We start from the raw sequence: 25,829 nt of genomic DNA on the forward strand, positions 1-25,829 counted from the left end.
CTTCTGTCGCATGACCTTTAGCGGGGATAAATTACGATAGTCTCTACGTTTAACCAATTATCCCTGATGTTTTTGAAACGCTAGTAAATAATTAAAAATTATAATTCTCCTCTTCCTTTGGCTAGGCCAAAGGACTTTCGTTTTATAATCTCGAAAATTTGTACAATTGAAAGGCTCTAAATAGAAGCAATAAGTTACTCCTTAAAAAATGCCCCAAACCTTACTTAATTTCTGTATATGACCTAAGGTCCTACAGTTCATTTGATTTCCCCCTAATGACAAGTCCCTAAGCTGGTGATTGCAGGAAAATTTCACTTTTTTGGAGCAAATCTTACCTGCCGGGATGCTTTCCCCACTCTTTTCTTCGGCTTTGGTCAAATTCCGGATTTTCCTGGGGCAATTCGGCGCCTACCTCTTTCCTCCATTTCCTAAGTTCAAGAGATAATTCCTCAACAAGAGCAGCCTGAATTGAAGCGAGATTTTTACTTTCTCCCGGATCATTTTCCAGATCATATAGTTCAAATCGATCCTCCGTGAAAAATTCAATCAACTTCCATTTCCCTTTTCTAATCGCTCCCGCAGGTATATCGTGATGATATACCGGATAATGCCAGAACAGACTTCGATCAGAAGGATCATTACTTCCTGTTAATATGGAAAGCATACTTTCTCCGTCTAATTTCTGAGTCTTAGCAGCCTCTATTCCTGCCAACTCCATGAAGGTGGGATAAAAATCCACACTGCTTACTAAAACATCAGACAGCGATCCGGCTTTGATTTTTCCTGGCCATTTTATGAGTAAGGGCTCTCTGATTCCTCCCTCATACAGGGTTCCTTTTTCTGCCCGTAAAGGAGCATTAGAAGTTGCCACATATTGGAGGTCAGAACCTTCATAAATGGCAAGTTTACTTTTTGCGAGTAGAGGAATTTCGTCAAATCGACTCCTAAGCCCTCCATTATCTGAAAAGAAAACAAGCAGGGTATTTTCACTAAGTCCCAGGGCATCCAGTTTATTCACCACTCGCTCCAAACTACGATCTATATGTTCAACCATAGCCGCATAGATAGCATTGCCGGGATAATCCTTAGGTTTTTCTTTGGCCAAATATTTTTCGATCAACTCCCTATCTGCATCCAGTTGAACATGCACATCATAATGAGAGAGAAAAAGAAAGAAGGGCTCGTCCTTATTTTCTTCTATAAAATCAAGGCTATAATCCGTAAGGACTTCAGAAAGACGCACTTCATCATTGAGGCTAGAATCCATAGGGCGAATGGCCTTCTTACTTTTCAGATTATAGAAAGTTCCGCCTTGTTGTATCCGCCAATCTTCATATCCCTGATTTCCCGGCATATGTTGATCTCCCCATCCCAAATGCCATTTGCCGAAGTAGGCGGTTTTATAAGCAGCTGTTTGCAAGATTTCTCCCAGACTCACAATTTCTTCCGGCAAATACTGGGTGCGATTTATCGGAACGATATGACTTTCATAGGGCCGCCAATGACCGGGAATAAAATCGGTGATTCCCACATGAGCTGGATATTGACCGGATTGTATAGATGCACGCGTAGGCGAACAAACCGGTGCTGCGGCATAGGCATTGGTAAATCTCATACCTTCTGCAGCCAGTTTATCGAGATTAGGAGTTTCATTGAAAGTGTTTCCATAGACCCCCAAATCTGCCCAGCCTAAATCATCGGCCAGTATAAAGACAATATTGGGGGGACTGTTTTGCTCTTCTACAGCGACTTGCTGACAAGCCAAACAAAAGAATAACAGATAGAGGTATAAAAATGTACAATAGTTCATGTCTTTGGCTTTATCTCCTGATTGAAAAATAAGAAGATTCATATAACTTGTATCAAACTACTAATTACAAATGCCTCAAAATAATTTCCCAAAACTTCACAATGCTGCATGGCCGGGTGTAGTAGGTAAAGGACCTGATTCCGAACCGGCGATTTCTCTGGATAAAATGTTAGACCTGACTGCTTCGGCGGAGGTTGATGGAGTCAAATTTGACGGATTTGATCTCTTTCTCTATGATCCACATATCGACATTGACAGTTCGGATGATGGAATAAAGGCACTGGCCGATAAAGCTGCTTCCCGAGGCCTGGAGATCGGCAGCGTAGTAGCTCCTATCTGGCAGGATACCGGAGGAGGATCAGCGATGGGGTCGAAAGAAGATAGAGAGAATTTTTTGACTCAGGTCAGAAAAGGATGTCATATTGCAAAGCGCTTACGAGAGTTAGGGATACGTCCGCATGGAATCGTCAGAATAGACTCCTCTTGTAGCCCGGAGGATTGGGCGAAAAATCCTGCAGGAAATACAAAACTTATAGCCGACACCTTTCGCCAGGCTTGCGATATAGCTGCCGATTATGGAGAAAGCCTGGCAGCAGAAGGGGAGATTTGTTGGGGGGGGATGCATGGCTGGAAAGCCATGTTAGATACGCTCGAAGCAGTAGATCGACCTAATATGGGCTTTCAGGCAGATATGGCTCATACCCTCCTTTATCTATTGGGGTATAATAAACCGGAAGACCGAATCTTGCCACAGGATTTTGATTGGCAGGATAGAGAAAGCCTTACTGAAGGCCTGAAGACACTGACGAAAGCGCTTCGGCCCTGGACAATTGATTTCCATGTTGCTCAAAACGATGGAACGGTACATGGCAGTGGTTCTCATGACAAAACCGGTCGTCATTGCCAGGCCCTTGATCCTAATGGAAAATTAGATATCGCAGTTGATGCCGGGCATTGGTTGCGGGAGGAAAATGGAGAACTTAGCAAAAAATTCAAGCACATCTGCTGGGACGGCTGCATGTTTCCCAATGCTGTCATGCTGGAGCAGCAAACCTGGAACGATATCCTGGCTGCCATGATAAAAGTACGAGATATGCACGGCTGGGTGGAGTAGGTTTGCGTAGAATACCGGCTTAATCTTCGCAAAAAATGCGAAGATTAAGCCGGTAAATAATTTTTTAGTCTTTCACATACTTCCTTCTCACATATATCCCGGCTGCAATCACCAGAATAGTCGCAATCATCAAGCCCAATGCAATGGGCCTTTCGAAGAAACTACTCAGGTCCCATTTAGACTTGATGCTGGAGACCATGAAATTTTGCTCCATGATTTTTCCCAGAACCATTCCCAATACAACTTGAGGTAGGGGAAAGCCTCCTCTTCGCAGACCAAAAGCCATGATTCCCATGGCCAGCATTACCCATATATCAAAAGAATTGTTGTTGATCGCATATGCACCAACGATACAAAGGCCGCTGATCACGCTAAGTAGCATGGGAACGGGTACTTTGATCAAACGAGCAGCCAGTCTGGCGCTCAAATATCCATAGAGCGGAAGAAGGACAATATTGGCCAAAAGGAAGGTCAGATATAGAGAATACAAGAGTTCGGGTTGTTGGTCGAAAAGCAATGGCCCGGGAGTTATTCCTTTCATCAAAAACACTCCCAAAACGATAGCAGTAATCGTATCTCCCGGTAGGCCCAGCGTTAAGGCAGGAATCCAGGCACTCGCTACGGCTGAATTATTACTACTGGTTCCAGAGAGGACTACCTGATCCTCTTTTTCCTCCGAATCCTGAGCAGTTCCCCTCATTTTCTGGAAACTAGAGGATACCCAGGCACCGATATCAGCTCCGGCTCCCGGAAGGAAACCCACAAACACGCCAATCAGTGCAGATCGAAGTACCAACCATTTTTCCTTTAGAATAAATAATAGAGGTTTCACATAAAATAATCGGGAAGAGGCTTCTCTCTCTCCTTCTGGCGAATCAGGTGTCTTTTTAGGTCTATAGAGATATTCCAGGACTTCTGAGAAACCAAAGAGACCTATCATAGCTACTATATAATCCAGGCCTCCCAACAGGTTCGTACTTTCAAAATGGAATCGCGGGTATCCCAAAGTAGGATCGATGCCTACTGTAGCCAGAAAGAGACCGATCAATAAGGAAACAAAAGATTTCAGGGGCGAACCTCCGGAAGCAAAAATACCTGCAGTTAGCCCTAAAACGGCAATCCAAAAGTATTCAAAGGAGGAAAACTGACGGGCAATGGCCGCTATTCCACTAGCACTAACAACCAATAATAAGGTCCCAATAATACCACCAACTGCTGAACCCATCGCACTCAAACCCAGACTATAGATCGCTCCTTTTTTGCGCGAAAGCGAATAGAGTTCTTCCAGATAAGCTGCACTTGCCGGAGTTCCCGGTATTTTGGCTACCGTAGAACCTACATCTCCGGCATATATGGCAACGGAAGAAATCGCAATGATTGCCGGCAAGGCCACCATAGGGTCTAAAAAGAAAGCAACCGGAATAAATAAAGCTACGGCCAAAGTTGCTGTCAATCCCGGTATCGCCCCGAAGATAGAACCATAGAGCCCCCCAATAATCAGGGCCAATAATGCCTCCCAACTAAAAATACTACTCATAAGGGTACGTTTAAGAGGACATTAAAAATGAGATAAACAGCTCCCGTAGCTCCTACTCCCAGCAAAGCACTTTTTACATAAGAAATCCTGAGCATTAAGGCTATGAGAAAAACCGTTATAGCCAATGGAATCAAAAAGCCTATAGAATCAAAAACGAGTGGAAATATGGCGACCACAGCTATTCCTCCCAGTAAAGAAAGAAGTCGCTGCTCTTCAGATTTGTCTTTATCCGAACTTGGGGTTTTCTCTTTCAAGGCTTTAGGCAAATACTTTCCCAAAAGGAAAATACCTGATATAGCAAATCCCAAAGCTATGAATTGAGGAAATAGAGCCGGGCCGGGATAGCCTTCTTCCAAATCCGGGAATCCGGATGCATAGCCGTAAATAGCTAAGCCGAGGATGAGCAATATGCCTCCATTCAGGCTTTCTTTATAAGCAGGGGTCCAGTTTTTCATGGGCTAAGATTTGCCTCTTTCATCAAACGTCCATTTACCTCATCTTCTTCTTTCATGAAATCTGCCAATTCCTGACCTGTCATGATGCGAATAGTAGAACCTGCCTCCGTCAAGGCTTTTACAAAATCAGGATCTTTGGTGGCAATGTTCAAGGCAGAATCGAGGGTTGATCTTACATTTGCGGGAATATTGGGGGGAGCACAGAGAGAAACCCAGCCTCCGATAGACCAATCTATTCCTTGCTCATTGAGGGTGGGAATATCCGGAAATTCTTCTTGTCTTTCCTCTGCCATAACCGCCAATACTTTTACCTGTCCTGCTTGCCTCAAGGCATCTACTTCGGACAAAGAAGCCGTAACAACTTCAACTCCTCCAGCAATCAATTCCTGTAGGGCGGGAGCCGCTCCCTGACTGGGGACCCAGGGGATATCTGATTCATTCATCCCGGCTGCCTTTAGCATACCGACCCTTGCCAAATCCCAAATACCACCTCGACCTGTACCGGAAGCCTGAATATCTCCGGGACTGGCTTTCGCATCATCCAGGAGTTCCTGCAAATTGTTCCAGGGAGCATCCGCACGAACAGTTACTCCTGCAGGATTATGAATCAAAAGAGCCAGCGGCGTATAATCCTCATGTGATAGGGTAGTAAGTTTCATATGTCGCATCATGCTGATCTCAACAGTTACAGCTCCCAGTGTGTATCCATCAGGAGCAGCTTTGGAGATAGCAGTATGTCCTACAACTCCACTACCTCCGGTTCGGTTGATTACATTGACAGGAGCACCCAGGGCTTTTTGCAAAACTGCCGCCATAGCCCTCGAACTGATATCCGTCATACCACCCGGAGACCAGGGAACCAGGTATTTGACGGCCCTGTTGGGATAAGCATTATTTGAGGAAGAGTTGCAGGAAAGCATCGTAGCTAATAGCAAGAGGATGATTCCTGTAAGTAGTAGTTTAGTTTTCATTATCTCTTTTGTATTTATATGTCTTTATGTTCAAAATCAAGTATCAAGTGCAAATTCAGTAAGAAGAGCGAATCCAAATCCTGTTCTTGCTCTTGATATTTGCACTTGAACTTCCTTCCTTTTACTTACCCAACTGAGATAAATACTTCAGCAAATCCCGCAGCTCTTCTTCAGAAAGGGAGTTTGTCAATCCTGCTGGCATCATAGAAATCGGACTTATGAATAATTTCGCGATTTCTTCATTGGGTACATTAATGATTTTATTATTGGCATCCATGATCACCGCTCCTGTATCACTCCTCCTTTGTAGCGTACCACTGACCGTTGTTCCATCCTTTCGGGTTAGGACCACTGTCTCATAGCCTTGTTTGATGTTATCGCTAGGATTCAGAAGCGATTCCAATATGCCAGATGTCGGGCTAAAAGTCCCCAGGGTACTCAGATCAGGTCCCAGCTTTCCTCCTTGGCCATTGAGTTTATGACAAGTAGAACAAAGGAGGCTAGGACGCTTATAGATTTGTGCTCCTTTACTGGCATTTCCCTCTTTTTCAACACTTGCCAGAAAAGCAGATCTTTTAGCAAGTACAGGATTGGCCTTTTTATTTTCTATGGGCAAGGCAGCTTCAAGAACTCCTAACAATTTTTGCAGGTCTCGGCCGGAAGATTGTACCATACTGACTCCTTTAGCAGCGATCCTCGGATCAAGTTTTTTAGCTTTCAGAGCCTGTGCGAGGATATCCGGTCCTTCTTCCCGATTCATATAGGCTCCAATAAGCAATTCTGCATAATCGACTGAACCTATCTGGCCTAATATACTGGCATTGATCATGGCTGCCTCTCCGGGCTTTTCGCTGGCCCAGGCGGCAGCACTTGTTGCTCTTACGCCCAGGTTCTTTCCTCCACGAGCCTGTTTGATTACTTCATCTATTTCTCCCATGGCCATCAATGCCATAGAAGCTGTATGTCTTTCTGCAGGATCAAGAGCGGGATTGGAGGCTATACCCGCAACTTTATCCTTCATCTCTTTTACTTTCCAGGTACCCGCCAAATCAAGCCCTAATATTCGTTCTTCTGGCTTCTTACTTCCGAGCAATTCTGTGAGTTTATTAGCATCTCGGGGAACAATCTCAGTAGAGTTTGACAGTCCCGCTAATAGCTCCTGGTCTTTCTCCTGCATAGCCTTCTCAAATAACCAGTCTATTTCTTCCTGTCCTCCATTTCCGGCGAGCATGAGTAAGATGTTTTTCGCTTCCTCTCCTTTGATCTTCCCTTCTTGTACCAAAGGAAGCAGAGACTTCATCGCATCTTTATCTCCACTGGCACTTAGGGCAAAACCCATTCTATCAGCCTTCCCTTCAAAAATTCGATCTCCGTTTTTTAGTTTCGGTAACCAATAGGCTTCTCCTTCTCTGGCCGTGTTCCAAAGGGCAAAATCAAGGTTTTCATCCATTGGCAAATCCACGGCTTGCATGGCCATTTCCACGGCTGCAAAATTGCCCATCTCCCGCAGCACATGTACCGCTTCCAATCTCACCTGCGGATGTTCATCTCTGATTACTTTCGCCAGCAGATCCATGCCTTCTATCTCCTCTTTCCAGTGTCCCAACATTCTTGTAGCAGCCGCCCGAATATGATGATCTTTTGCGTCCAGCAAACGGTCGATCAATTTTTTATGGGGAACATTAATAGCAGCGTGTAGCCAAAGGGCTTCCAGTAAATGATGTTCATAGCGAGGATGCTTTTTATCTTGACGCATCACCCAGAACATGAGTTTGTCTGCACGAAGTCCTTGCTCAACCAGTTCCCGATTGGCCATGAGGCGAGTGAGTTGGGAATTGGATTTGAGAGAATCCAGAAGATGGGCCACTCCTACTCCTTTTATTTGGGGAAAAGGCTTGCTGGAATTCCCTTTCCGGGTCAATCTCCAAATCCTTCCATGCGACTTATCCCGCATCGGATGGTGAAAATCAACTTCTCCATGAGCGATAATGGGATTGTACCAGTCGATGATATAGATAGCCCCATCAGGTCCTGTTTTGATATCCACGGGACGGTAGGATCGATGGCTGGAATGTATCACGGTTTCTACTTCTTCTGCGCTATACCCACTTCCACTTTCGGTGAGTTGATAACGGACAGTTCTGTTTGCACGATAGTCATTTGCCAATAAGCTCCCTTGCCATCCTTCGGGCATCTGTTCGCTGTAGACTACTTCTGCAGCTGTATTTTTGGGTTTTCCGGGAATCAATCCTGGCAAAACACGTGCAGCACCTACGGCGGTATTATGTGCTGCGCCGGGGAAAAGATAATGCGGCCCACTTCCTCCAGCTCCATCCGTTCCAAATGCCTGGCCCCACTGATCAAAAGCCTGCCCCCAGGGATTTACCATACCTGTGCTAAATACTTCCAGTCTTTCTGTCTCAGGCCGAAACTCCCATATACCACTTCCATTGAGGCGACGACTTCCAAAAGCTGTTTCTATAAAGCTGTTGATGTATATGGATTGGGTAAAGTAAAGATCGCCCCAGGGTGCCCAGCGAAATCCATGGATGGTATGATGCATATCTGCAATCCCAAAACCGGAATAGACCAGTCTCTTTTCATCTGCAACATCATCCCCATCCTTATCGGCATAAAACCATACTTCAGATGTATTACACAAATAAGCTCCTCCCTTAACCGGCATAACAGAATGAGGCACAACCAGCCCTTCAGCAAAAACAGTATGCTTATCTGCCACTCCATCCTGATCTGTATCTTCCAGTATGACAATGCGATCATTGGGTTCTCTGCCTGGAAATATCTGGGGATAGGTAGAACTGGAAGCTACCCAGGCCCGGCCTTGATTATCCCAGTTAAGGTTGATCGGATTCACGATCCAGGGATCTTTGGCAAAAAGGTTAATTTCAAATCCTTCCGGAATGGTGAAAGCCGCCAATTCTTCTGAAACATCTGGCATGGGAACTTCTTTCGGCACATAATACTCCTTGTATTCCTGTGGTGATTTCCAGGCTTCCAGGATTTCTACTTCCAGTCTATGTTCTTGTGGAATTTTTAATCTGGTAATGAGTTCTTCCTGTTCCTGTACCAGCCGGTCAAAGTCTTCCATCTCCTTGCTCAGATGTCCCATTTCATGACGACGAAAGAGAAAGATATAAGCTTTATTCAGGGGATTGAGTCTCAACCTTTGCAGACGATTCTTTTCAATGATGGTGCTTCTGAGTTTTTCCCATTGTGCTTTTTGGGGCTTGATAAACAGTCTTTCATCCAATTCTCTCTCTCTCACTACTTCACCATCGACCTTTACCAAATGTTCGCGATCAACTTTCAAGTTGGCATAGGGACTGAGTTTATCGGATTTGATGTCGAAGCGATAGCCTGTAGCAGTAGGAGTAAAGTCATTGATGGAAAGGCCGGAAGATGCCTGTACTTTCCCCTGTTCATCCATTTCCAACTGGAAAGACTCCTGGGCATTGATTCCCAGATTTTGGAGCATCAACATGGCCATATCTGCATAGGCGGATTCACTGAGATGAATGCCATTCTCCGTAAAGCTTCCTCCCATTTGACGCTTATTGAAATAGGCAAATAAGTCAATGAAAGGATAGTTTGCTTTCCTTGCTTCTTCCTGGATAAAATCACGGGCTTTCGCCAAACGCTCATTTCGTTTCTCTATTTCCTTTTCTGTATGAGCAAAGGCTTCATGTGGATTAGGGGAAAGTAAAATAAGCTTCGCCCCCAGAGAATCAATGACCCTGAGGAGGTTTCTATAGTTTCTTTTGAAAGCATCAAAATCGTCAGAAGCATCTTTGAAGGCCATTTCTGCCCCATAGGCAAAAATTACTGTTGAAGGATTGGCTTCTATCACTTGATTTTTCATTTCTGCATAGCCAAATCCTTGCTCCGAAGTGGGAGGTTTCCAGGATTTGGTATTATGGGCTGAGCCAAATTCAGAGCGAGCGGTTCCTTCGACATCATCACCCGGCCATCCCAAATTTCTGAATACGAGATTCTGATAGGGGTATTCGGCATTTAGAGCTGTCTCGAAAAATGCATATTTCTCCATGCGGGAGACCAAACTTCCCCCCAATAAAATGATCCGATTTTCTTTTCCTGAGGAAGCACTCGTAAAACTAGCGGCCTGGCTGTAGCCCAGGGAAGTATTAGCCTGATCCCAGACTTTGACTTTCCAGAAATATTCTTTCCCTTGCGCTAACTCCTGTCCTCTATATATGATATCCTCATGCTGGCTACTAGCCCTTTTTCCACTGTCCCACAAATCTCCTATTCCAGCTGCAAGTTTTGCTTTATCACTAGCCACTATAATCTGATAAGCCTTCTGTTGTGAAATCTCTGCAGAGTTTTTCCAACTAAAGGCATATAGATCTACATCTATTCCTATGGTTTGTTCGACGAATTTGGTTTGCAATTCCTGAGGGGCATCTGAAGAAATTTTTTGCCCGGGCAATTGCCCACTTTGGCAGGAAACGAGAAATATAAGGCAAATGCCGAGTAAAGACAGCGTAGTAGTTTTCATAAAAATCAATCTAGGAAAGCCCTGAACGAATATCAAGCGTGAGCGAAAAAGCAAAACCCCCACACCCAAAGGTGCAGGGGATTATGTATACTTAAGCTTTGATCAAAAAGCCGCCCACCTGATGTTTCCAGAGTCGGGCATAGGTTCCGCCCAATTCGAGAAGTTCATGATGGGTACCATCCTCGACGATTCGACCATTTTCCATAACGAGGATTCGATCCATAGCCAGGAGAGTAGACAAACGGTGCGCAATTGCGATTACTGTTTTGTCTGTGATCAATTCGAGGAGTGCTTCCTGAACCATTCGCTCGCTTTCGCTATCCAAAGAACTGGTAGCTTCATCGAGTATCAGGATAGGAGCGTTCTTGAGCATGGATCGGGCAATGCTGACACGTTGTGCCTGCCCACCACTCAATTTCACTCCTCGCTCACCTACCAGGGTTTCATAGCCCTCAGACAGATCCTTGATAAACTCATGTGCGCGAGCGCCCTGAGCTGCATGCTGGATTTCTGCCTCTTCGCTTTCCGGATCACCATAACTGATGTTATCCCGGATGCTCCGATGGAAAAGATGAGACATCTGCGGTACAAAGCTTATCGCTTTCCGCAAGCTTTCCATGCTATGCATAGAAATGTCCTGACCATCAATGTAGATTCCTCCTTTCTGGACGTCATACATCCGAAGAAGAAGTTGGGTAAGGGTACTCTTACCAGCACCACTTTCCCCTACAAGACCCACTTTTTGACCTGCAGGTATCTCCAGATTGAAGTTTTCAAAAATTGGACGACCCAATTCATAGGAGAATGAGACATTTTCCAATTTGATAGCTCCATGTGCAACATCCAAAGGAGCAGCATCGGACTGATCTACCAGTTCATGCTCATGCAGGATGATATCCAGGGCTTCCTGTACTTCCCCATAGCTTTCCATCATATGGTTCATACTATTACCGATGAAAAGCAAGGCATCCAGGATTCCCCAACTCAGCTGAATCATCATGACTACCTCTCCGATGGTAAGGGTTCCATCCTGAAGAAGTTTCAGAGAGAGGAACATCATGGTAGCCATCAAAAATACCTGAAGCGTGTTGTTGAAAATCAGTACAAACTCCGAATAGGTCCAGCTTTTGATCACCTTATCTTTGAAGTTTTGGACATAAGCTCCCACTCGAACCACTTCCTGAGGTCGACGGGCAAACTGATGAACCACTCGTATGTTGGTCAGAATATCCACCATTTGTCCTTTCAGTCTGGTATAAGCCTCAGCTGAGTTCTTGGAAAGAAATGCTTTCTTCTTTACCAGAAAGGCATTGATAAGGATGAAACATACAGCCCATATTCCCAGAATAACGGCCAGTATAGGTTTCGCTAACCAGGCAATACCAATGGAAAGTATGAGTCGTAAAGTGGTCGGGAGAAAATCCCAAAGCACTTTACCCAGCATGTGGTTGACTCCGTTTGCTGCATTGGTAACCTTGGTTGCAAGAGAACCGGCAAAGCGATCTGAAAAATAATTGCTACTGTGCTTGCTCAGGTAATCATACAAAACATTGGCACTTTCGGAGCGTGTGTTTGTATGCCAGTGCATACCGAGAAAACCACTACTACGCCAGCAGATTGTAGAGATCGCGAAAATCCCCACATAAATCAGGGCATAGTTCCACATGGCCTCATCTTTCATATCCAGGGCATCCACCAATTCCTTCATCACATAGGTATTTGAGATACCCAGGGTCATACCCACTAGGACGGCAATCAAAGCCGGAATCGCATATCGGGCATATTTGCGGCTGACAAATAGACTAAATTTAAATGCCTGACGGGGCAACCGCGACACATCAGACATAGATTGGTAAGGTTTCGATTTCATGAATGTTGGTGCTTAACAAGATGAAAAAGGCAGACAGCCTCCGATTTTGTTGGTAACAAAAAGGAAGCTTGTATACGCGTAACGCATAATAGGCTTTGCAATAGGAATTTCTTCCTGGTACAAAGTCCGGGACATCGTTTGAGAGGTGAGAAGGGATAAAAATCCCAGGGGTCGGGTGTAAAACAGTAGAGCTTACATGACAGTATGATTAAATGCGAGACTAGATTACGAAGCTAAGATCGGAATGGTTGTGTCATCCATTAAAAAGATGATCTTTCCCCTACAATATCTTTGTCGGAAACTTCTGATTTATTGTTGTGTAGCATGCACTCAACTTGCCCATTCTTCATGCATGGGGGATATTAGGAGAATTTCCCTATCTTCTGGCCAGCAAAAAATAAATATGCAATACAGAACGCTAGGTAAAACAGGACTTGAGGTTTCCATGATTAGTTTGGGAGGCTCAGCGCTTGGAGGAGTATTTCAGAAGATAAATGAGGTAAAGGCCATACAAACCGTATTCACGGCTTTAGATAATGGGATCAATCTCATAGACACAGCCCCTGCATATGGAGACACCCGCGCAGAAAAAGTTCTGGGAAAAGCCTTGCAAAAAATTCCCCGGGATCAATACTACCTTTCGACAAAAACCGGAAAATACAGCAATACAGATTTTGACTATTCTTATAAGCGCATCATCAAGGAGGTTGAGGAAAGCTTCAAGCGTTTACATGTTGATTATGTTGATATCCTGCACCTGCATGATTTCGAATTCCAAAACGGGATTCACAAAGAGCAGGCTTTGAATGAAGGCTATAAAGCCCTGGTAGATTTGAAGAAACAGGGGAAAACCAGAAATATAGGGATTGGCATTTATCCGGTTGACTGGTGTAAAGAGATCATCGAAAGCCATGAACTGGATGCTATGATTTGCCACAATCATCATACCCTGAATGATGATCGCATCCTGGGTATTTTACCGACGATAAAGAAAAAGAACATTGGCTTTATAAATGCAGCCCCTATGGCTATGGGTTTGCTTACGAAAAGAGGCCCTGCTGACTGGCATCCAATCGAGCAAGAAGATTTTGATTTCTTTCAGGAAGCTGTTGAATTTTGCCTCAAGGAAGGCAGCAAAATCGAGCGTCTGGCGATTCAGTTTGCTGTAAGTAATCCCGATATTCCTACGACTCTGGTGAGTACTCCTTTACCCGAACAAATCATCGAGAACATCCAATGGGCATCAGAAGAGCCCGACTGGGATTTGGTAGATGCAGTCAAAGAGATCATCGAACCCGTTTTAAACAAAGACTGGATTGTAGGATGATTTGGGGAATGCTTAGCGAGCTAATCATACAAGCCCGTATTCCCTTTCTCCAAAAGCTGCAATAAACTATCGACCCGTACAGCGTTTTCAGCTGCTATATTCACTTGTTCATAAGGATCAGCTTCATGATCATATAATTCGATTTGAGGTTCCTGCTCCCGAAAGTATTTACTAATTCTGTATCGATCCGTCCTCAGGCTAATTCCTTTTCGAAAATAGGACCAGGCATGACTCTCCCATTGGGGCTGTTCATCTGTCCACAAAGTTGCCAATTCTCTGCCATCCAATCCCTTGGGGCTTTCCAACCCACACAAATCCATCAAAGTCGGATAAATATCGGTGGTACTCACCACCTGATCGAATTCCTTCCCACCTTGCTTTCCCCCTGGCAAACGAATAATCAATGGACTTTTCAAGGCACGGTCAAACAAGGTATGCTTTCCCCAAACACGCTGATCTCCCAAATGCCAACCATGATCTCCCCAAAGTACAACGATGGTATTATCAGCAAGACCTTCCTCTTCCAATGCATGCAGGACTTTCCCTATCAGCGCATCCGTATAACTCACACAAGCAAGATAGGCATGGCGAAGTTTGCGGGCATACTGATCTGAAAGAGGCTTTTCCAAAGAATTCTTCTCTTCCCCCAGTTTGTATTGGTTAAATTCTCCACTCTCATGCAAACTGGACAAATGGATATTTTCAGGAATCCCGGGATTGGGACTTAACGGAATCTCATTCGGCTCATAAAGATCCCAGTATTTTTTCGGAGCATTGAAGGGCAAGTGAGGTTTAAAGAAACCTACTCCCAGAAAGAAAGGTTGCTTTTTATCCTTCAACTCCCGGAGCTTTCTGATGGCCAAGTTTGCAGTCAAACCATCTGGATAGCCCTCATCCTCCACATCAGCTGCTTCATAGGGCTTTACTTCTTTCTCCTTGTCATTTCGATTGCTTCCATCTGCATAGCCAAAAAACACCCCCCAACTCGATCCCCATTTCCCAACATCCAGCAACATCTCATCCCAGCTATTGGGCAATTCCCATCCTTTTACTTCCTTTTTGTTTTGCGGCATGATTTTCCCATCCACATAGTGGGTAATCTTTCCTATGCCGACTGTGTAATAATCATTTTTCCTAAACTGATGAACAAAAGATTCCGGCTCCGGACCTTCTTTCTTGCTAGCAATCAATTCCTGTATAGCCGTATTGCGTAAGCCCGTCAGACTTCTTGGCCATTTCCCGGAGAGCAAGCTATAGCGGGAGGCTCCGCAGGTCGGCATATTCACAAAATGATTTCTGAACAATAGGCCATCTTTTGCAAGTCTATCTATATGGGGAGATTTGACATAGGACTTCCCATAAGCTCCCAATTCCGGTCGAAGGTCATCTACTGCAATAAAAAGTACATTGGGTTTTGCAGCTGCTTCCTCCACTTTTTCCAAACAACTAAAAGCAGCTAAAAAAGGGAGGATGAGTAGTAGGTTAAGCCATTTCATAGGAAAGATATAAGCGGTTTAATAAAAAGGTAGAAAGAAAACTATGGATTGTAAATACGAGCGGAAATTTATTACTTGAATAAGATCGAAAAATTACTACTCGAAGCCTTTCATTCCAGCCTATTTCTCTCTGCATATCATTTCTCGATTTGGTTTTCGACAGTTAATCTTTTAAAACCACTATGGACAGGATAAAAAACCGATTTAATTTAGAAGGTAAAGTCGCTATCGTCACCGGTTCCTCCAAAGGGATTGGAGAAGCCATTGCCAGAGGCCTGGCAGAATTTGGAGCTAAAGTAATCATTAGCAGTCGCAAGCAAGAGGCTGTAGATGAAGTAGCTTCTGCGTTTAAAGCCGATGGACTGGAGGCTCACGGAATTGCTTGTCATGTAGGAGATGAGGAGCAATTGAAAGCCCTGGTGGAAGCTACAGTAGCTAAATATGGAGGAGTAGATATAGTGGTAAACAATGCAGCTACTAATCCTTTCTTTGGTCCCCTTACCCAGGTGGATGGAGCTACTTTCGAGAAGATCATGAACACCAATGTAAAATCCTGTCATTTACTGGGAAATATGGTGCAGCCTATCATGAAAAGTCGGGGCGGAGGTTCGATCATCAATATCTCATCTGTTGGAGGATTAAAGGCTCCGGATATGATTGCGATTTATGGGGTTAGTAAAGCTGCTCTCATTATGCTTACTCAGGTTCAGGCCAAAGAATGGGGTCCGGATGGTATACGCGTAAACGCCATTTGTCCGGGATTGATCAAAACAAAATTTAGCGCAGCCCTTTGGCAAAACGAACAAATGCTCAAAGCCGTAGAGCGCAACTTCCCTTCCCGCCGCATAGGTGAAGCAGATGAAATTGCGGGTATGGCAGTATTCCTGGCTTCTGATGCTTCCAGCTATAGCACAGGAGGAGCCTTCACTGCTGATGGAGGACTTTTATTGGCAGGTTAATTCAAGAATAAATCTTTAACTCATATATAATGGACATATTAAAAGGACAAGTTGCTATCGTCACCGGAGGTGCGCGCGGAATCGGCGAAGGGATCTCAAAATTATTTGCAGCGGAAGGCGCCCAGGTGGTGATTTGGGATGTATTGGAGGATGGAGAGGAAACGGCTGAGAAACTACGCGCAGCAGGTGGTCAGGCTATATTTCAAAAAGTTAGTGTTACGGATCGGGATCAAATCGCCCAGGCGGTAGAGCAGGTCAAAGCTCAATTTGGCAGAATTGACATACTCATCAATAATGCAGGAATTGTACGAGATAAGTCTTTCCTCAAAATGAGTCAGGAAGAATGGGATTTGGTAATTGATGTTAATCTCAATGGTGTATTCAATTGTACCAAAGCGGTGCTTCCCCACATGGTTGAGGCTGGCTATGGACGTGTAGTATCAGCCAGTTCTATCAATGGAATTGTAGGTGCTTTCGGACAGACCAATTATGCTGCCACCAAAGCTGCTATCATTGCCTTTACTAAATCACTGGCGAAAGAAGTCGGAAAAACAGGGGTTACGGTTAATGCAGTTGCTCCTGGTTTTGTAAAAACGGATATGACCGCAACCATTCCTGAAGAAATGCTGAGAGGAATCGAAAAAACCATTCCGGTTAGACGTTCGGGAACTACCGAAGAATTGGCACATGCCTATCTCTATCTGGCATCTCCCCACTCTGGTTTTACCAATGGACATACCATGAGTGTGAACGGAGGTTCTTTCTAAATAATGAGCCGCCTCTTACTCATACGACACGCACAAGCCTCTTTTTTCTCCGATAATTATGACCAATTATCGGAGAAAGGCTTTTTACAGGCTCGCTTATTGGGAGAACACTTGGCAAGCGAAAGAAGAATCTTTGATACGGTTTATTCAGGTCCGCTTCGTCGGCAATTGCAAACGCTTGAAACAGTAAGACAAGTGTATAAGGAAGCCAAACTTCCCTTTCCCCAAAAAGAAATCATTTTAGCAGAACTCAGTGAACATTCGGGTTCTAGTGTGATGCGGAGCCTGATGCCGCAATTCAAAACCGTAGATCCTATTTTTCAGGCCTTTGAACCAGAAGTTGACAGAGCTCCACAAGATCAGATCAAACATTTCCTTAAAGCTTTTCATCATTTCCTCAGAATATGGGCGAAAGATGAACTGGGATTTCCGCATCCGGTCGATATTGAGAATTGGAAGGAATTCAGAGCCCGCGTGGATAGTGGTATGCAAAAAATGATGGCTGAAAATCAAGCAGGTGAAAACATCATTGCATTCAGTTCTGCTGGAGCTGTTTCTGCCAGTGTGGGATTTGCCTTAAATATGAAGGATCAGGAGAAAGTAGTCGGATTAGGGGGACAGGTTCGGAATAGTGCTATCACGGAATATGTTTTTTCGAGTTCTAAAATCAACTTACATGCTTTTAATCGGAGTCCTCATTTACAGTCTGAGGAGTTGATTACACATATTTAGTCTTTCATTTTTCTGATTAATTTTTGGAGGATTTTTCTCTCTCTTTTTGGGGGGTTGTTTCCATCTTTTTTAGGGGGTATTTCCATCTTTTTTAGAAAAAGATGGAGTCAAAAATCGCAGCGCCAAGAACCAGCCGCACTTAGCCGCCCCTTTTCCCGATTGGCGCTGCCGGGCATGCGCGCTTGGGTGGTTGGGTGGGTGGTTGGTTGGGTGGTTGGGTGGTTGGGAGAGGTAGATTCTATTATGAATTAACTCCAACACCCTAACACTCTAACACGCCAACACTTCCCTCTGCGCGCCGGGGCCCCGCTGCTGCATCGGGTGCGGGGGCCGGACTCTGCGGCAGGTTTGCAGCAGCTTGATTTTTTGCTTCTTTTTCATCTAAGGAAAAAGAAGAAAGAAACACAAGAAGAAGAAAAAATAAAATTAAGCGGTTAGCCCTCCATCAACCGGCAAGGCATGCCCCGTAATAAAACTCGCTTTATCTGATCCCAACCACAAAATGGCTTCTGCCATTTCTGAGGCTTCAGCAAAACGCTTCATGGGTACTCCGCTTTTGAGTTTGCGGGAAAGGCCCTCTGAAATTTGATCCATCACATCGGGCTGGAACATAGGGGTAACGGTAAAGACCGGACAAACCGCATTGATCCGGATATTGTGCCGAGCGTATTCCATAGCAGCTGTTTTGGTCATCCCTACAACGGCATGTTTGCTTGCCACATAGGAAAGGCTATTGGGCAATCCTCTTAAGCCTGCAATGGACGCTATATTGATGATAGATCCTCCGCCTTGTGCCATCATCTGTTTGAGCTCTTCCTTCATGCAGTAAAAAACACCTGTGGTGTTTACCGAAATCACCCGATCCCAGTCCTCTACATCCGCATCAGCCGTTCGCTGAGGTTTTCTATTGGCTACGCCCGCATTGTTTACCGCAACATCTAAACGACCAAATTGCTCAACAATATCAGCGATCAATTTTTTCACAGCCTCATAATCGGCAACATTCGAAGACATAAATACGGCTTTTCCTCCCGCTGCAATGATGGCATCACGGGTTTCCTCTCCTCCTTTTTCATTGATATCAGAGACAATGACCGTAGCACCTTCCTGTGCATATAATTTGGCAGTTACCTGTCCGATTCCTGAACCAGAACCCGTAATGAGTACAATTTTATCTTGATGGGACATATCTAGAAGTTTTAGGGCATTTCAATGATAACTTTTCCTTTGACCTTACGATCCATCATATCCTGTAAAGCTTGAGCTCCATTTTCCAGGGGATAGACTTTATCAATATGAGGTTTCAATTTCCCTTCTGCATACATTTTGATCAGTTCCATGGTATTCTGCATATTCTTCCCGGCTTCTTCCATAGTAAATCTTCCCCAGAATACTCCCTGCACATCGCATCCTTTCAACAAAGGCAAATTCATCGGTATTTTTGCAATACCAGCGGGAAAACCAACTACCAAAAATCGTCCTTTCCAGGCCATCGCCCGTAAAGCAGCTTCAGTATAATCTCCTCCTACCGGATCATAAACTACGTTTACGCCCTTTCCTCCGGTCAATTCTTTGGCTCTGCTTTTCAGATCTTCTTCGGTGTATTTGATCACTTCATCCGCCCCGTATTTTTTGCAGAGTGCCAATTTCTCATCTGTAGATGCCGCGGCAATCACTTTCGCCCCCATCAATTTCCCCAACTCAACCGCAGCTAATCCAACTCCTCCTGAAGCTCCCAACACCAGGAGTGTTTCACCTTCTTTCAGGCGAGCTCTGTCCTTTAATGCATGATAAGAAGTCGCATAGGCCATCATGAAAGAGGCTGCTACTTTATAATCCATCATAGGAGGCTTGGGAAAGACCACATTTTTATTGGCAATGGCATGTGTGGAGAATCCTCCATGGGGAATCAAGCCAAAAACCTCATCCCCTACTTTGTAATTTTTGACTTTTTCTCCTACTGCTGCTACTGTCCCGGCTATATCACTACCGGGAGCGAAGGGAAGTTCTGGTTTGAATTGGTATAAACCCTGGATCATTAAGGTGTCGGGGAAGTTGACACTACAGGCTTTAACTTCTATAAGGACTTCTTTTTCTCCGGGAGTGGGAGTAGGGAGTTCTTCCAGGACCATTTTGGAAGGAGGCCCAAGTTCTTTGCAGAGTAGAGATTTCATGCTGAGTCTAAAAATTAAATGGATGTCAGACTACACAATTTATGCTTATGTGGTCGATTCGCCTAATTTCACAAAAAATACTATACCAGTTAAATAAAGCTATGTTCGCTCAGGAATCCACCTCTCTGGAACAATAGTCCATACAAATAGAACAATACTGCACATCCCGAAAAAAACAAATGCTGAAATTTGAATAGAAATCAGTCAGTAGACAATATTCAATGTCTAAGGAGTAAACCTTGAGCCCGGGCTTTGTCCCGGGCTTTTTTATTTAGCCATGCCTTCTACCATACTATTCAATTCTTCGGTCGCGATTTCTCCGGTATAAACCAGCAAACTGAACTTCATGCTTTCAGCTTCTCCTTTTGCGATGGTCCAGTCGCCTTCAATGGCTCGACAGGGTCCAATTCCTAATTGCCCATCGACTCTCCAGGGAGTAGGATAGTTGACATTTTCAGGATGATCCAGAATGGCAATATGTCCCCAATCTTCCCTTCCTTCTATGCTCATCCCCACATCTACCCATTTAGCTTTTTTACCCTCTGCATCCTGATTTTCTTGTCCTTCCGAATTTACAGCTGCTCCTGCTATTTCTTTATGCCAGGGCATACGCAAAAACATTCCCCCATAATCAAAGGCTCCGATGCGAATATCTCTAAAGGCTTCGGCTTTCCATACGAGATCCAGTCTGTTTTTATCTCCTTCCTGACTAAAGGTCCAGCTTTGTGTTTCCTGGATCATAATCTCTCCCTCTTCGTCCAGCATTTCATATTGAGTTTGCCAGCGGAGGCGATCCTCACTTTCTTCCAGCACTTCTAGTCCAATTCTGTTCCAGTAATCCCCATCCGGATGATGAAAGAAATCTCTTCCTACCAAAGCTTGCTGCTCTGGTGTTTTTTCCCGGCTGTAGAAAAATCGCAGCAGACTATCAGGATTAGCTATTGCTCCATTTACTCGGGTAAAGCCCCAATATAAACCCGTCTGATGACGATGATGGCCAGGACTGTATTGGGTAAGTTCTCCCTTTCCATCCGGTGCCATGATAGGATGCAAATAAGGACGATGAGCTGTTTTAGCTACTTGAGTCAATTGCAGTTGATCTCCGAGGTAGATCTCCAGCTGTTCATCCGAAACTTTCAAGGAAAGTTGATCATTCGTTTCAGCTACTTTTTGCTTGCTTTGAGAACAGGAAAGTAGTAGGCATACTGCCAGTCCTAAAAATAGTTTAGATTTCATGAGTAGTAGGTTCTTTCGTTAATTATAAAGGCAATCACGCAATAAGTCAAATGAATTCTTTCTCATATTAAAGAAAGCGCTTTCTTCGCTCAATATAGTAGCAGAATGAACGTTCATTTGAAAGAATCCACCAAAGCCAGGCCTCATTTCATTTTTTGGCAATTCTAAGTTGGTTTTAATTTTTTGGATGGATTGTTTAAAAATTGTAATTAGAGCTTTAACCAAAATTACCCAAACAAACGGGCTCGATTATATCGGCCCATTCAAGTATGAAGAAGCTACACCCTGGCAAACTTTGCTTGCTCTCAGTGCTCCTTTTCCCTCTTTTTATTCAAGCCCAGATTTCAGGTGTCGTCAATCAGTACACCGAGGTACTTTCTGTTGATGCTGTCACAAATTCTGTCGAAGTCGCAAATCCCGCAATGTTTACTACCACGGACCGGGTAATGCTGATCCAGATGAAAGGGGCTCAAATGGATGAAAGCAATAGTAGCAATTTTGGGGATATCACCAATCTGAACAATGCAGGCAGTTTTGAAATAGCTACAGTCTGTGATGTAGTAGGCAATGATGTGCTTTTCTCCTATGAAATAAAGAATAGTTACAACCCTTCTTCTGCTTCCAATCCTCGCTTACAATTAGTCAAAGTTTATAGTGCTACAGATGAAACAGTCAATGCTACTTTGACTGCCAGTCCCTGGAATGGAAGTACAGGAGGTGTACTTGTATTGGAACTCAGCGGGACCCTAACCCTCAATGCTGATATTGATCTAAGTGGAAGAGGCTTCAGAGGAGCTGAAGCTTTTAGTTCGACCTATGCCTGTAGCTTTGCCGTGGAGAGTAACGGATTTTTTTACGATTTTGCTGGAGGAGCGGCTAGAGGAGCCGAGAAAGGAGAAGGCATTGCCAATTTTATCACCAATAAAGAATATGGAAAAGGGAAGCAGATCAGTGGCGGAGGCGGAGGAAATGATCACAATACAGGAGGTGGCGGAGGTTCTAATTATGGAACCGGAGGAAATGGGGGCAGTCGGACAACCGGATTCTTTTCTTGCCAGGGCGATCATCCAGGACTCGGAGGTTCAGCACTTTCCGGCCAAGGATACTCCGTAGCAAACCCGCGGGTCTATTTCGGTGGCGGCGGCGGAGCTGGTCATGACAATAATGGTGACGCTGATGATGCAGGAGATGGCGGAGGAATTGTGATCATCATTGCTAATCAGATCGAAGGCAATGGAAATGCCATTTTGGCAAATGGAACTGATGCATTAATTACCGGAGGGGATGGTGCTGCCGGAGGTGGAGCTGGGGGAAGCATCTTATTGAGTGTAAACGGATATGGAACTACCGCTTTACATGTGGAAGCTACAGGAGGAAATGGTGCAAATACTACCATCAATTGTGAAGGGCCGGGAGGCGGAGGTGGCGGAGGAGCCATTTGGGTTTCTACAGCTTTGGGGGGAATGGTTACAAGTGATGTAACGGGAGGTAACAATGGAACTGCCACTGCCTGCGCTGCTACCAATGGAGCTACAGCCGGTGGAAATGGAGCAGTGCTTACTGCACTCGCTATTCCCGAAGAAATTGTAAATACCAGTAGTTGTGTACTCAACAGTTCGATTGAGCTTAGTGGAAGAATCAGTCCCGAAAAAGAAATTCTCCTGAATTGGGAATCACTTCCCCGAAGTGAATATAGAGGTGTCGAACTCGAAAAAATGAACCAGTCAGGTAACTTTGGTTTACTTGCCCGTCTTTCTCCGAATAAAAATCGATTCCTGGATCGGCTTGTCAATACAGGAGAAAATATCTATCGCCTGAAACTGATTCGCCAGGATGGAAGCATGAGTTATAGCAATCCCCTAAGCCTGATCCTGGATGGATTTTCCGGAATTTCTATTGCTTTGAAACCCAATCCCATTAAGGTCGGAGAAAATCCTTCTCTCATTTATAGCATACCTGAAGATGGAAGAGCTGTGGTTCGGATTTTGGATATGCTGGGAAAAGAGGTATGGAGGGAAGAATTGCCTGCAAGCGGAGGAAGACAAGAGATCTCGCTCAATCTTCCTGCCATGAGCAGAGGAGTCTATCTTTTGAGTTTTCGATATCTCGGTATTGAAAGGACAGAGAAAATGAGGATCGAATAATAAAAGAAACCCGGGCCAAGGCCCGGGTCATGCAAGGCATACTTAGTATGCGACAAAAGGTTTCGTCGATATCTTTTGCAGTCAGAAACTGCATCTTCTCTTTTCGATTTAGGGTAGTGATCGCTTGGGTTTAGCGTTTGGATTGGCAAGGGCATTCTTCCCTTCTCTTTTGAGTAAGACTTGTCGTTTGTTGATAAAGGGCTTTGATAATTGCAAAGAAGTGATCCTGAGTCTTTTGTTTTGGCTCCCTTTCCTCATCAATTCCAAAGATTGCGAAGGAGGGACTTCATAGGATTCCATTTGCTCGACAGGAAGATCAAGGTTTTCAGCGATCTTACTGATAGCTGCCTTTTCCTTCATCGGCTTTCTGGCACTTTCAGGACTGTTTTGAGCAGAGACAAGGACTGAGTTGAGGCTAAAGAAAAAGCAAACTGCAAGTGTGCTAAATACCTGTTTAGTAGTCATGGGGGTCAGGATTTATCGTTATACGTTGCCTGCGTAGGCTGTATTACGATAAATCCAAGAAAAATGCCACCAAGCCAAAACCCTTATAAGTAGCTGATTTTTAGCATATTACAGATTTTCCCATTTTGGCATATAATCTCATTATGAGAAATTGAAATTCATTTTGAGAAAAAAGGGGGCCTAAAACCAAAAATGACAAGAAGAAATAGGATACATTTCATCTTGTCATTCACATTGTGTTTTCTCAGCGGGCTTTTTATTTCCCGAATAGAAGAATTTGAAGAATTTTGCCCTTCAAACCCTGCTGTTTTTAAAATTCCACAAATTAACCCACCTCCCAACTACCTAATTATTGAAAATTAGGTATTGTCTGAGTCAACTGCTCAGCTTTGGTCATCTTCGGTTTTTGAAGAGAACTAAACCGTCATTATAAATATCCATTTTCCTGCAAACTATTGGCCGCCTCTTTTACAGTGGAGAAATTTCGATGAAAAATCTTATTGGCTTTGGCCAGGATATCTTTATTGTGGGTATAAAGTGTCTTTTTGCTAATGGTGAATGAAGCCGCGATATCATCTGTACTCGTACCGGAGGCATACAACTTGAGCATTTGGAATTTTCGTTTCCCAAAGGTAGAAGAGACATACTCTCTTACATACTCCTCCATCGTAAAAGCGAAATCCTTTCTGGGAAGGTTATTCTCCAAAATTTCGCCCTTAATGGCCCAGTTCTTCCAGGCTTCATAGGCGATGCCCACTCGATAGATATTGAGATGGGTCAAAAGATTTCGATCGGCATCAAATTGTAGCGGAATCGCAATCTGTGTGAGCCAGTAATATTCGCCCGCCCGGTTCTTGACGGGCAACATGGTTCTATATTCTTGTTTCAGGGGTTGTAAAACCTTTCGATTTTCGGGATCATAAGCTGCCGTATATGCAGCTTCTCCCCAGGTGAGGAACATTTCTCGATAGGCTTCATTGATCTGGGAAAAGAAATAGGGAAAGCTGAGTTCCTTTATTCCAAAAAAAGATTCTGTCCCATGGCTAAACGTAAAGGCCATTTTCCGGAGATCCATGAGGGCATAAAAAGTATCAGAAGAAAGGGGAGTATTCAGGATATTATCTTCCAGGTATTTTTTGGCATCTTCCTCATTCAAATCCTGTGCTTCTCCAAAGTTTTCCATGAGTGTGCTCATAAAGGCAAAGCCCTGAGCCATGCGATCCAAATCCATACAGTATTCTATTAATTAAGTAGTCTGACCAAATCTTCTTTCAGGGGCTTTCTATCTATCATTTGCCTTTATCCGAAGCTTTCTCGGTAAAAAGCAGAAATACTTTTCACCCAAATCTCCGGACTACCCAACTGACAAAAATGCCCCACTCCCGGCATGAGACTCAAAACCGCCTCTTTGCAAATATTTTCCTTCAGATAGTGTGCCATTTCTACTCTTGCTACAGCATCTGCTTCGCCCCAGCAAATATGAATAGGCAATTTCACCTCTTTCAGAGCTGGTAACCATCGAGTCTTTTCAAATCTTTTGCGATCATTGAGGTATTTGATGATCAGGTGGTTTTTGCGATGGCCTTCTTGCTGGATGATATTTTCCCACAACAATTCTACATCTTTATCAGACAGCGTATCATTTCCATGACCACTCCGGACCTGCTGATTAAAGATACGAAAAGAAGTAAGCTTGCTCATCAAATGCCCATACCTTCCCAGCAAGATTTTTTGGGTGATTCTCAAATCGGCCAGTTCCAATACCATGCTCCCATTGGTGAAGGTGAAGGACTGAAAACCTTTGGAGAACCAGGCAGGAAGAATTCCGGCTATATGACGCGCCACCAATTCAGTGGCTACACTATCTCCCATATCATGCGAAAGCAAATGGCCTCCCGCTATCCCCAGTTCTTTCCAGACTTGAAGAGCCGTATCCGCTTGCTCAAAAAGTGAATAGGTATAATGTTCCCAGGGTTTATCACTCAAGCCATAACCGGGCATATCAAAGACAACTACTCTTTCAAAAAAGGCGGAAATTCCCGGAATAATTTTATGGTAAGAATAGGAAGACTCAGGGAAACCATGTAAAAGCAAAAGGGTTTTTTCCGGACTCGCATCCTCTTTCGCCAAATCTCTCACAAAGACTTTTATCTTGAAAGGTCCGATCTCCAGATATCGCCCTCCCTTTTCCCATTGTTGTAGTTCTGTAGTAAGCATAGTAGAAGAAATATATCT

19 protein-coding genes are annotated in these 25,829 nt (G+C 44.2%); 6 read left to right on the top strand and 13 right to left on the bottom strand.

The features are described from left to right. Positions 1 to 331 precede the first annotated feature (331 nt). Complete coding sequence (locus R8P61_22160) at positions 332 to 1,852, bottom strand: sulfatase (GenBank protein ID MDW3649792.1); 1,521 nt, start codon at positions 1,850 to 1,852, stop codon at positions 332 to 334. 28 nt (positions 1,853 to 1,880) lie between these two features. Here R8P61_22160 and R8P61_22165 point away from each other — a divergent pair, with 28 nt between their 5' ends. Then, entirely contained in the window at positions 1,881 to 2,924 is a 1,044-nt protein-coding gene (locus tag R8P61_22165; protein MDW3649793.1) for a TIM barrel protein, read from the top strand. A gap of 64 nt (positions 2,925 to 2,988) precedes the next feature. Here R8P61_22165 and R8P61_22170 read toward each other — a convergent pair whose 3' ends face one another. The 5 genes from R8P61_22170 to R8P61_22190 all read right to left on the bottom strand — a co-directional run bounded on the left by R8P61_22170 (position 2,989) and on the right by R8P61_22190 (position 12,294). After that, a complete protein-coding gene (locus tag R8P61_22170; protein ID MDW3649794.1) occupies positions 2,989 to 4,461 on the bottom strand; it encodes a tripartite tricarboxylate transporter permease in 1,473 nt (490 codons plus the stop codon). Continuing rightward, positions 4,458 to 4,916, bottom strand: coding sequence for a tripartite tricarboxylate transporter TctB family protein (locus tag R8P61_22175; GenBank protein ID MDW3649795.1), 459 nt, complete (start codon positions 4,914 to 4,916; stop codon positions 4,458 to 4,460). The genes R8P61_22170 and R8P61_22175 overlap by 4 nt, the downstream gene beginning before the upstream one ends. Continuing rightward, positions 4,913 to 5,887: a tripartite tricarboxylate transporter substrate binding protein gene (locus tag R8P61_22180; GenBank protein ID MDW3649796.1), complete on the bottom strand. Its 975-nt coding sequence runs from the start codon at positions 5,885 to 5,887 to the stop codon at positions 4,913 to 4,915. The genes R8P61_22175 and R8P61_22180 overlap by 4 nt, the downstream gene beginning before the upstream one ends. A gap of 121 nt (positions 5,888 to 6,008) precedes the next feature. Beyond that, positions 6,009 to 10,424: a HEAT repeat domain-containing protein gene (locus tag R8P61_22185; protein MDW3649797.1), complete on the bottom strand. Its 4,416-nt coding sequence runs from the start codon at positions 10,422 to 10,424 to the stop codon at positions 6,009 to 6,011. A 91-nt stretch (positions 10,425 to 10,515) separates the two neighbouring features. Further along, positions 10,516 to 12,294, bottom strand: a complete 1,779-nt coding sequence (locus R8P61_22190) for an ABC transporter ATP-binding protein (protein MDW3649798.1) — start codon at positions 12,292 to 12,294, stop codon at positions 10,516 to 10,518. A gap of 403 nt (positions 12,295 to 12,697) precedes the next feature. Here R8P61_22190 and R8P61_22195 point away from each other — a divergent pair, with 403 nt between their 5' ends. After that, positions 12,698 to 13,621: an aldo/keto reductase gene (locus R8P61_22195; GenBank protein ID MDW3649799.1), complete on the top strand. Its 924-nt coding sequence runs from the start codon at positions 12,698 to 12,700 to the stop codon at positions 13,619 to 13,621. A gap of 20 nt (positions 13,622 to 13,641) precedes the next feature. Here the strand turns inward: R8P61_22195 and R8P61_22200 are convergent, their stop codons facing one another. Then, on the bottom strand, positions 13,642 to 15,117 hold the full coding sequence (locus R8P61_22200; GenBank protein ID MDW3649800.1) for a sulfatase: 1,476 nt from the start codon (positions 15,115 to 15,117) through the stop codon (positions 13,642 to 13,644). Positions 15,118 to 15,299: 182 nt separating this feature from the next. Here R8P61_22200 and R8P61_22205 point away from each other — a divergent pair, with 182 nt between their 5' ends. From R8P61_22205 to R8P61_22215, 3 genes are read left to right on the top strand one after another with little or no spacing between them, the layout of a single operon-like run. Continuing rightward, positions 15,300 to 16,076 carry a glucose 1-dehydrogenase gene (locus R8P61_22205; GenBank protein MDW3649801.1) on the top strand — a complete coding sequence of 259 codons (777 nt, stop codon included), beginning with the start codon at positions 15,300 to 15,302 and terminating at the stop codon, positions 16,074 to 16,076. Positions 16,077 to 16,105: 29 nt separating this feature from the next. Then, a complete protein-coding gene (locus R8P61_22210) occupies positions 16,106 to 16,843 on the top strand; it encodes a beta-ketoacyl-ACP reductase (GenBank protein ID MDW3649802.1) in 738 nt (245 codons plus the stop codon). 3 nt (positions 16,844 to 16,846) lie between these two features. After that, the gene (locus R8P61_22215; GenBank protein ID MDW3649803.1) at positions 16,847 to 17,575 is read left to right on the top strand and encodes a phosphoglycerate mutase family protein; all 729 of its coding nucleotides are present in this window, start codon (positions 16,847 to 16,849) and stop codon (positions 17,573 to 17,575) included. A gap of 426 nt (positions 17,576 to 18,001) precedes the next feature. On the opposite strand, the gene R8P61_22220 is transcribed toward R8P61_22215, so the two are convergent. The 3 genes from R8P61_22220 to R8P61_22230 form a co-directional block, all read right to left on the bottom strand. Next, complete coding sequence (locus tag R8P61_22220; GenBank protein MDW3649804.1) at positions 18,002 to 18,763, bottom strand: glucose 1-dehydrogenase; 762 nt, start codon at positions 18,761 to 18,763, stop codon at positions 18,002 to 18,004. A gap of 11 nt (positions 18,764 to 18,774) precedes the next feature. Then, a complete protein-coding gene (locus tag R8P61_22225) occupies positions 18,775 to 19,749 on the bottom strand; it encodes an NADPH:quinone oxidoreductase family protein (protein MDW3649805.1) in 975 nt (324 codons plus the stop codon). A gap of 267 nt (positions 19,750 to 20,016) precedes the next feature. Then, positions 20,017 to 20,985, bottom strand: coding sequence for a PmoA family protein (locus R8P61_22230; protein ID MDW3649806.1), 969 nt, complete (start codon positions 20,983 to 20,985; stop codon positions 20,017 to 20,019). 269 nt (positions 20,986 to 21,254) lie between these two features. Here R8P61_22230 and R8P61_22235 point away from each other — a divergent pair, with 269 nt between their 5' ends. After that, a complete protein-coding gene (locus R8P61_22235; protein ID MDW3649807.1) occupies positions 21,255 to 23,129 on the top strand; it encodes a T9SS type A sorting domain-containing protein in 1,875 nt (624 codons plus the stop codon). Positions 23,130 to 23,237: 108 nt separating this feature from the next. Here the strand turns inward: R8P61_22235 and R8P61_22240 are convergent, their stop codons facing one another. The 3 genes from R8P61_22240 to R8P61_22250 form a co-directional block, all read right to left on the bottom strand. Next, positions 23,238 to 23,594: a hypothetical protein gene (locus R8P61_22240; protein MDW3649808.1), complete on the bottom strand. Its 357-nt coding sequence runs from the start codon at positions 23,592 to 23,594 to the stop codon at positions 23,238 to 23,240. A gap of 427 nt (positions 23,595 to 24,021) precedes the next feature. After that, the gene (locus tag R8P61_22245; GenBank protein ID MDW3649809.1) at positions 24,022 to 24,825 is read right to left on the bottom strand and encodes a LuxR C-terminal-related transcriptional regulator; all 804 of its coding nucleotides are present in this window, start codon (positions 24,823 to 24,825) and stop codon (positions 24,022 to 24,024) included. Positions 24,826 to 24,893: 68 nt separating this feature from the next. Beyond that, positions 24,894 to 25,811 (bottom strand): alpha/beta hydrolase, encoded by a 918-nt coding sequence (locus tag R8P61_22250; protein MDW3649810.1) that lies wholly within the window; start codon positions 25,809 to 25,811, stop codon positions 24,894 to 24,896. Between the last annotated feature and the right edge of the window lie 18 nt (positions 25,812 to 25,829).

This window comes from Bacteroidia bacterium (assembly GCA_033391075.1).
GTDB lineage: Bacteria > Bacteroidota > Bacteroidia > J057 > J057 > JAWPMV01.

Coding starts and splice junctions, on each gene's coding strand:
- R8P61_22195 (MDW3649799.1), top strand. CDS start 12,698: ATGCAATACAGAACGCTAGGTAAAACAGGACTTGAGGTTTCCATGATT.
- R8P61_22250 (MDW3649810.1), bottom strand. CDS start 25,811: ATGCTTACTACAGAACTACAACAATGGGAAAAGGGAGGGCGATATCTG.
- R8P61_22220 (MDW3649804.1), bottom strand. CDS start 18,763: ATGTCCCATCAAGATAAAATTGTACTCATTACGGGTTCTGGTTCAGGA.
- R8P61_22160 (MDW3649792.1), bottom strand. CDS start 1,852: ATGAATCTTCTTATTTTTCAATCAGGAGATAAAGCCAAAGACATGAAC.
- R8P61_22225 (MDW3649805.1), bottom strand. CDS start 19,749: ATGAAATCTCTACTCTGCAAAGAACTTGGGCCTCCTTCCAAAATGGTC.
- R8P61_22210 (MDW3649802.1), top strand. CDS start 16,106: ATGGACATATTAAAAGGACAAGTTGCTATCGTCACCGGAGGTGCGCGC.
- R8P61_22245 (MDW3649809.1), bottom strand. CDS start 24,825: ATGGATTTGGATCGCATGGCTCAGGGCTTTGCCTTTATGAGCACACTC.
- R8P61_22200 (MDW3649800.1), bottom strand. CDS start 15,117: ATGAAATGGCTTAACCTACTACTCATCCTCCCTTTTTTAGCTGCTTTT.
- R8P61_22190 (MDW3649798.1), bottom strand. CDS start 12,294: ATGAAATCGAAACCTTACCAATCTATGTCTGATGTGTCGCGGTTGCCC.
- R8P61_22170 (MDW3649794.1), bottom strand. CDS start 4,461: ATGAGTAGTATTTTTAGTTGGGAGGCATTATTGGCCCTGATTATTGGG.
- R8P61_22185 (MDW3649797.1), bottom strand. CDS start 10,424: ATGAAAACTACTACGCTGTCTTTACTCGGCATTTGCCTTATATTTCTC.
- R8P61_22205 (MDW3649801.1), top strand. CDS start 15,300: ATGGACAGGATAAAAAACCGATTTAATTTAGAAGGTAAAGTCGCTATC.
- R8P61_22180 (MDW3649796.1), bottom strand. CDS start 5,887: ATGAAAACTAAACTACTACTTACAGGAATCATCCTCTTGCTATTAGCT.
- R8P61_22175 (MDW3649795.1), bottom strand. CDS start 4,916: ATGAAAAACTGGACCCCTGCTTATAAAGAAAGCCTGAATGGAGGCATA.
- R8P61_22235 (MDW3649807.1), top strand. CDS start 21,255: ATGAAGAAGCTACACCCTGGCAAACTTTGCTTGCTCTCAGTGCTCCTT.
- R8P61_22240 (MDW3649808.1), bottom strand. CDS start 23,594: ATGACTACTAAACAGGTATTTAGCACACTTGCAGTTTGCTTTTTCTTT.
- R8P61_22215 (MDW3649803.1), top strand. CDS start 16,847: ATGAGCCGCCTCTTACTCATACGACACGCACAAGCCTCTTTTTTCTCC.
- R8P61_22165 (MDW3649793.1), top strand. CDS start 1,881: ATGCCTCAAAATAATTTCCCAAAACTTCACAATGCTGCATGGCCGGGT.
- R8P61_22230 (MDW3649806.1), bottom strand. CDS start 20,985: ATGAAATCTAAACTATTTTTAGGACTGGCAGTATGCCTACTACTTTCC.